Source organism: Spirillospora sp. NPDC049652 (assembly GCF_040675125.1).
In the GTDB taxonomy this organism is placed as follows: Bacteria; Actinomycetota; Actinomycetes; order Streptosporangiales; family Streptosporangiaceae; genus Spirillospora.
Genome location: NZ_JBFAOF010000363.1, coordinates 1 through 6,600, shown reverse-complemented (window position 1 = coordinate 6,600; position 6,600 = coordinate 1). Strand labels below are relative to the sequence as shown.

Below are 6,600 nucleotides of genomic sequence, written 5' to 3'. Positions count from 1 at the left end.
AGCGGGCCCGCGCGACGACGGCCGTCCCGGCTTCGCCGTCCACGCCGTCCTCCCCGCGGCTTCCGCGACCTCCGCGTTCCCCGCGGCTTCCGCCACCTCCGCGTTCCCCGAGGCTTCCGCGGCCCCTGTGTCTTCCGCGACGCCCGCGACGCCCGCCAGTCCCGCGAGTCCTGCGGCCCCTGTGTCTCCCGCGGCCACCCCGGGGAGCGCGGGGACGGAGGGGTGCGCCAGGATCGGCGCATGACGCTGCGCGTGGTGGTCGCCGACGACCAGGAGCTCGTCCGGGCCGGGTTCGCGCTGATCCTGTCGACCCAGCCGGACATCGAGGTGGTCGCCGAGGCCGGGGACGGGTTCCAGGCGGTCGCGGCCGTCCGCGAGCACGCCCCGGACGTGGCGCTGCTCGACATCCGGATGCCCGGCATGGACGGCATCGAGGCGGCCCGCGCGGTGTGCGCCGAGTCGGACTGCCGGGTCGTCATGCTCACCACGTTCGACCAGGACGACTACGTGTTCGCCGCGCTGCGCGCCGGAGCGAGCGGCTTCCTGCTCAAGGACGTCCGCCGCGACGACCTGGTGCACGCCGTCCGGGTGGTCGCGGCGGGCGAGTCGCTGCTCGCGCCGTCGGTGACCCGGCGGCTGATCTCCGAGTTCACCTCCGGCGCGGTCGTCCGCGCGCCGTCGGACGAGCGGCTGGTCGTGCTGACGGCGCGCGAGCGCGAGACGCTGCGGCTGCTCGGCCGCGGCCTGTCGAATCCGGAGATCGCGGCGGCCCTGGTGGTCAGCGAGCACACGGTGAAGACCCACGTCAGCAACGTGCTGGCCAAGCTCGGCCTGCGCGACCGGGTGCAGGCCGTGATCGCCGCCTACGAGACGGGCCTCGCCGTCCCGGGCGGCGACGGCCCCTAGTTTCCGCCGGTGGCGGGGACGACGAGCGCCCATGACTTGATGGAGCCGTGGCCGCCGTCCCACGGCAGGTGGTCGGCGACGTGCGCCATGGACTCGCTCGCGTCGTCGTTGAGGATGGTGACCTCGGTGATCGGGCCGTCCGCCATGTTGGCGCAGAAGGTGTACGTCCAGATCGGACGGTCCGGATAGGCGTAGCCGTCGAGCAGCGTCTGGACGACGCGCATGGTTGGCGGCCGCTCCACGGCCGCGTCCCGGACGGCGTCGCCCATCCCGCCGAAGTCGCGCATCCCGAGCGGCCCGCAGAAGACCGTCGCGCTCTGCTTCCCGTTGCTCATCGCGAACGGCTCGACGCGTTCCATCAGGTCGGTGCCGGGGACGTACGCGGCGGCGAACACCGGGAACGTGTTGTGCATCCAGCCGGTGACCGCGTCCGTGACCGGATGCCGCTCGTCGTGGCCGATCCCGACGGCCTGGTCCCAGGCGGGGACGCCTTCCCATCCGGGCAGGACGACCCCGATCGGGACCCGGACGACCTGCCCGTTCGGCTGCAGTTCGGGCGTGCCCACGACGACCCGCAGCCCGTGCTCGGGCAGGTCGACGGCGTCGCCGTCCTGGTGCGCGGGGATGCCGTGTCCGTCGGACAGCATCCGCGCCAGGTACTCGGCCACGGCCACCGTGTTGATCTCGCTCATGACGGGCCACCGTACCGACGCCGTCCGGGCGTCGGCATCCCGATTGATCAGCGGAAGATCCCGGGGCCGCCGAGCGAGCGGCGGCCGGGCTGCGGGAACGGGAGCGGCGCTCCCGGACGCCCGGCGAGGCGCGCCGACCGAGCCGGTCGCCGGTGCGGGTGTCGAGCGCGACGAGCGTCCCGGTGGACGGACGCGTCAGCCAGAGCGTCCGCCCGTCCGCGGACACGCCGCCCGCCACGAGCTCCCCGCCGCCCTGGACCGGCCACCGGGCTTCGACCTGCCGCGACGCGGCGTCCAGCACCGTCACCCCGGAGGGCCCGACCGCGTAGAGGGCGCGTGCGTCGCGGCTCAGCACCAGCGCGGACGCCCCCGGCGACGTCCGGACGAACCGGACGGCCCGGAGGTCGCGCGCGTCCAGCAGCCAGACGCCGCCCGTCCCCGGGTCGGCGACGGCGAACTGCGAGCCGTCCGGCACCAGCCGGATCGCGGACGCCCGCGCCCCGGTGGTCAGCGCCTGGTCCGCGACGACCCGTCCGCGCCGCAGGTCCACCAGGACGACCCCGCGCTCGCCCGCGCAGGAGACGGCGAGCAGCGACGCGTCCGCCGAGAAGTCGGCCGCGCCGCCCGCGCAGGGGAGCGGGATCGTCGTCCACGACTCCGCCCCGGCCGGCGCGACGTCCACCCGCCGCCCCCGCGCGGACACCACGACCGTGGCCAGCGTGTCCGGCGCGAAGTACAGCGTCCCCGGCACCGGCAGCCGCCGGACGACCCCGCGCACCACGGCCTCCAGAGGCCCCACCTCACCGCCGACCCCCCTGCGCCGCTCATCCGCACTCGGCAGGAGGCCGCGACCGCCTGAACCCTGACCTGCGCCAGTCCGACGCCAGTCCGAGTCGGGGTACGTGCCGTTCGGCCCCCGCGTCCCGCGCCCGGTCCCCTGGCCGTCCCCACCTGGGCGCACGCCCCTTGGACGACCAGTACCCACGCGACCCGTCCCGTGCCTGGACGCCTTAGACCGCGCGCTACCGCGTCCGTGCACTCTGCTCTCGCCGCTTGGTCGGTGCGGGCGCGCCGGGTGCGGGCTCGGGCCGTGTCCGCGCGCACCGGGGTGGGCGATGAGGGTGCCGGTGCTCGGCCCAGGTGTGCTGGTCTCGGCGCCAGGAGCGCTGGTCTCGGCGCGCGGGCTCGCGGCGGACGAGGTGGTGGGCGCGGTTCGGGGCGCCGGAAGCGTCGAGACGTGCCGGACGCCGCCGACCACCGGGGGGAGCGGGACGACCGTGCCGTGCGTGGTGTCGTTCAGCCAGAGGCCCGCGAGGTCGGGGGCCACGGTGAGCTGGACGGGCCCGGGCGGCGCCGGACGCAGCCGTCCCACCGGACGCAGTGTCGCCGCGTCCAGGATGGTGACGCCGCCGGTCCGGGCGTCCGGGATGTAGAGGCGTTGCGGCAGGTCGCGCAGCGGTCCGGCCAGTGCGGACGGGCCGGCCGCCCCGGCGTAGACGCCCGCCGCGTCCCCTCGGGGACCGCCGGGAAGGCCGCGCGGAAGGCCGCCGGGAAGGTTGCCGCTCGGGCGGACGTACGGCGAGGGCGCGCCGAGCCCGACGACCGGCGCGTCGGAAGGCCCCTGCCCGGGACGGTAGAACGTGACCGGCCCCCGGCATCCGGTGCCGAGCGCCACCACCGCTAACGCCGCCACCAGCGCGGCCGCGCGCCGTAAGGGTGTGGCCGGGACGCCGCCCGCGGAAGGCGGGGCGGACGCGGACGGCGACGGCTCGGTCACGGCCGGGACATTACCGTGCGCGCACGCACGGTGTCCGAATAATCACCAAACGCAGCTCAGTCGGACGTGCCGATGCCGATGCCGAACTCGCGGTACACCCGCTCCCAGAAGCCGTCCCGCAGCCAGGTGCGGGCCTCCTGGTAGGGCCGGAGCGAGCCGCCGAGCTCCTTCTCGGCCTCGATCAGCAGCTCCTTGTCGATGACCGGCGGCAGTATCGGGCCGGGCAGCAGGTCGCGGATGTTGTCCCGGCCCCGCTCGAAGATCCACTTCTGCGCGACGTGCTCGCCGATCTCCAGCATGTGCGCGCGGTCCGGGCCGAGCTTGCCCTCCGACAGGGACGCGGCGGCGGCGTTCAGCGCGGCGGCGACCGTGGCCGGGGTGGGCGGGGGAGCGGTGTGGTTGGCGCGGCCGGCGGCGGGCGCGGCGGCCGGGGCGGCCTCGACCGACGGCGCGGGCGTCCCCGGCGCGGGACGCACCGACGGCACCCGTCCGGCGAACACCTGGGACGGCGACGGCACGGCGGGCTTCCCGGCGGCGGGCGCGGTGTCCACCGGCGTGACGGCCGGCACCGGCAGCGCCTTGGTCTTGGTGAAGTAGGGGCGGAGGAAGTCGGCGGGCAGCACCTCGACCGTGTCGGACTCCCAGACGAGCCACTCGGCCTGGTTGGAGCCGTGCGTCGGCTCCACGCCCCACAGGTGGACGCGGACGCCGTAGCGTTGCGCCGCCTCGACGGCCGGCAGCATGTCCTCGTCGCCCGCGAGCAGCACCGCGTCGGTGATGGCCCGGTGCCGGGCCAGGGCCTCCAGGTCGGCGCGGAGCTGGGCGTCCACGCCCTTCTGCTGGCCCTGCGCGTTCAGGTTGCCGAGCCGCAGCTTCACCAGCGGCAGGTTGGCGATGACCCGCTGGTCCACGGTCGGCTGCCGCTTGGGGGCGGCGTCGAACCAGTACAGCCGGAGCAGTTCGCCGACCAGATGGTCGTCGGCGTGGTCGGTCAGCGCCTTGATCAGCTTCTCGGCGGCGACCCGGTACTCGCGCCGCGAACCGCAGCCGAGGAGCAGCGCACCGGAGGCCGCGTAGAGGTACCCCGCGTCGACGAAGATCGCGTATCGCGCGGGCTGAGGAACGAACTCCGAGGTGGCCATCGCCACTCACCTTATGTGCGCACCCCCCGATCCAGGGGGTGAACCACGGTTACGTGTCGCGCCGGGGCGGCGCCCCCGGCGCGACCCGAAACCTCAGCTGGGAAGCGCGCTCGCCCGCCAGGCGCCGGGCCCGGGACGGGCGGGGGCGGGGGTGCGCGTGAGGCGCGCGCGGTCGGCCCAGCGGGACGCCGGACCGCCGCCGGACGCCCCGTCCCGGGCGGCCGCGGCCTCCCGGGCGCGCGCGGTCAGCACCGCGACGAGCGCCGCGACCTCCTCGGCGGACGGGTCGCCGCGCACGATCCTCAGGAACGCCTTGCCGTCGTCCATGACCGCACACTCCTTTGCCGGAACATTGCCCTGCCTACAGCCTTCCCCGGAACCGGCCCTCCCCTAGAGCGGGATGTTGCCGTGCTTCTTCGGCGGCAGCGTCCGGCGCTTCTCCCGCAGCGAGCGCAGCGCCCGCACGATCTGCCCGCGCGTCTCGGACGGCTTGATCACGGCGTCCACGTAGCCGCGCTCGGCCGCGATGTAGGGGTTGGCGAGGGTGTCCTCGTACTCGGTGACCAGCTCGGCGCGGCGGGCGTCGGGGTCCTCGGCGGCGGCGAGCTCGCGCCGGTAGAGGATGTTCACCGCGCCCTGCGCGCCCATGACGGCGATCTGCGCGGTCGGCCAGGCGAGGTTCACGTCCGCGCCGAGGTGCTTGGAGCCCATGACGTCGTACGCGCCGCCGTACGCCTTGCGGGTGATGACCGTGACCAGCGGGACGGTCGCCTCGGCGTAGGCGTAGAGCAGCTTGGCGCCGCGCCGGATGATGCCGTTCCACTCCTGGTCGGTGCCCGGCAGGAAGCCCGGCACGTCCACGAAGGTCAGCACGGGCACGTTGAACGCGTCGCAGGTGCGGACGAACCGGGCGGCCTTCTCCGAGGCGTCGATGTCGAGCGTCCCGGCGAACTGCATCGGCTGGTTGGCGACGACGCCGACCGAGCGGCCCTCGACCCGGCCGAACCCGACGATCATGTTCGGCGCGAACAGCTGCTGGACCTCGAGGAACTCCCCGTCGTCCAGCACGTGCTCGATGACGCGGTGCATGTCGTACGGCTGGTTCGGCGAGTCGGGGATGAGGGTGTCGAGCTCCTCGTCCACCTCGTCCAGGTCGACCGGCGCCTCGAACGCGGGGGCGTCCGACAGGTTGTTGGACGGCAGGTACGCCAGCAGCGACTTCACGTACTCCAGCGCGTCGTTCTCGTCGGACGCCTGGTAGTGCGCGACGCCCGACCGGGTGTTGTGCGTGTGCGCGCCGCCGAGCTCCTCGAACGTCACCTCCTCGCCCGTGACGGTCTTGATGACGTCCGGGCCGGTGATGAACATGTGCGAGGTCTGGTCGGCCATGATCACGAAGTCGGTCAGCGCGGGCGAGTACACCGCGCCGCCCGCGCACGGCCCGAGCACGATCGAGATCTGCGGGATCACGCCGGAGGCGTGCACGTTCCGCTTGAAGATCTCGGCGTACAGGCCGAGGGCGACCACGCCCTCCTGGATCCGCGCGCCGCCGGAGTCGTTGATGCCGATGACCGGGCAGCCGGTCTTCAGCGCGTGGTCCATGACCTTGGTGATCTTCTCGCCGAAGACCTCGCCGAGCGAGCCGCCCATGACGGTGAAGTCCTGGCTGAACACCGCGACCGGGCGGCCGTCGACCGTGCCGTACCCGGTGACCACGCCGTCCCCGTAGGGCCGCCGCGCCTCCAGCCCGAAGGAGGTGGAGCGGTGCCGGGCGTAGGTGTCGAACTCGACGAACGAGCCGGGGTCGAGCAGGGCGTCGATCCGCTCGCGCGCGGTCATCTTGCCCTTGGCGTGCTGCTTCTCGACCGCGGCCGCGGACGCCGCGTGCACCGCCTCGTACCGCCGCCGTTCCAGGTCCGCGATCTTGCCCGCCGTCGTGTGGATGTCGATGTCCACCGCGGGCTCAGGAGCTTCCATCGCCATGCCGTGAAGGGTAACCGGCCGCTGACCCCCGTCCGACGCCCGGGTCCCGCTCTGCGCACGCCGGGGCGGACGGCCCGCACCCGTCCGGGGCGGACGGCCC

7 protein-coding genes are annotated in these 6,600 nt (G+C 74.5%); 3 read left to right on the top strand and 4 right to left on the bottom strand.

What is annotated here, in order from left to right:
* Positions 1-240: 240 nt before the first annotated feature.
* Positions 241-906: a response regulator gene (locus AB0J52_RS22115; protein ID WP_500183739.1), complete on the top strand. Its 666-nt coding sequence runs from the start codon at positions 241-243 to the stop codon at positions 904-906.
* Here the strand turns inward: AB0J52_RS22115 and AB0J52_RS22110 are convergent.
* Positions 903-1,598, bottom strand: a complete 696-nt coding sequence (locus tag AB0J52_RS22110; protein WP_500183737.1) for a DUF6348 family protein — start codon at positions 1,596-1,598, stop codon at positions 903-905. The two genes, AB0J52_RS22115 and AB0J52_RS22110, sit on opposite strands and share 4 nt — an antisense overlap.
* On the opposite strand from AB0J52_RS22110, the gene AB0J52_RS22105 reads away from it, so the two are divergent.
* Both AB0J52_RS22105 and AB0J52_RS22100 read left to right on the top strand, forming a co-directional pair.
* Entirely contained in the window at positions 1,597-2,457 is an 861-nt protein-coding gene (locus AB0J52_RS22105; RefSeq protein ID WP_500183735.1) for a hypothetical protein, read from the top strand. The two genes, AB0J52_RS22110 and AB0J52_RS22105, sit on opposite strands and share 2 nt — an antisense overlap.
* Before the next feature lie 256 nt (positions 2,458-2,713).
* Positions 2,714-3,031, top strand: a complete 318-nt coding sequence (locus AB0J52_RS22100; protein WP_500183731.1) for a hypothetical protein — start codon at positions 2,714-2,716, stop codon at positions 3,029-3,031.
* Between the two features lie 400 nt (positions 3,032-3,431).
* Here the strand turns inward: AB0J52_RS22100 and AB0J52_RS22095 are convergent, their stop codons facing one another.
* From AB0J52_RS22095 to AB0J52_RS22085, 3 genes are all read right to left on the bottom strand, one after another.
* Positions 3,432-4,517: an NYN domain-containing protein gene (locus tag AB0J52_RS22095; protein ID WP_500183729.1), complete on the bottom strand. Its 1,086-nt coding sequence runs from the start codon at positions 4,515-4,517 to the stop codon at positions 3,432-3,434.
* 93 nt (positions 4,518-4,610) lie between these two features.
* A complete protein-coding gene (locus tag AB0J52_RS22090) occupies positions 4,611-4,844 on the bottom strand; it encodes an acyl-CoA carboxylase subunit epsilon (RefSeq protein ID WP_500183727.1) in 234 nt (77 codons plus the stop codon).
* Positions 4,845-4,907: 63 nt separating this feature from the next.
* Entirely contained in the window at positions 4,908-6,500 is a 1,593-nt protein-coding gene (locus AB0J52_RS22085) for an acyl-CoA carboxylase subunit beta (RefSeq protein ID WP_500183724.1), read from the bottom strand.
* Positions 6,501-6,600 lie beyond the last annotated feature (100 nt).